The organism is Mesorhizobium sp. M8A.F.Ca.ET.165.01.1.1, assembly GCF_004792065.1.
In the GTDB taxonomy this organism is placed as follows: Bacteria; Pseudomonadota; Alphaproteobacteria; order Rhizobiales; family Rhizobiaceae; genus Mesorhizobium.
Map to the genome: position 1 here is coordinate 1 of NZ_SRTH01000233.1, position 289 is coordinate 289.

The following is a 289-nucleotide window of genomic DNA, read 5'->3' on the forward strand; positions in this document are numbered from 1 at the left end:
TTGACGAGGTCGCCGAAGGGGATCTCCTGGTTGCCGATGCGCACCCGATTGGGCAGGAACAATACCTGGTCGCGCGGCACCTGGTATTTCTCCGAGGCGAAATTGGTCAACCGGTCCTTGATCTGGCGGGCGGCGTTCTGCGCCGCCATGCCGTTGAGGTCGGAACCGGACGATGCCGCGGTGGCCGAGGTGTTCGGCACCTTGCCGGTGGTGGTCGCGGTGATCTTCACCTGGTCGAGGTCGATCTGGAATTCCTCCGCCACCACCTGCGCCACCTTCAGGTAGATGC

Annotated in this window: 1 protein-coding gene; it reads right to left on the bottom strand. The window is 63.7% G+C overall.

Going from position 1 to position 289, the window contains the following annotated elements; genetic code table 11:
* A partial coding sequence (locus EN808_RS35880) for a molybdopterin cofactor-binding domain-containing protein (protein WP_145973055.1) occupies window positions 1–289 on the bottom strand: 289 nt, incomplete at both ends.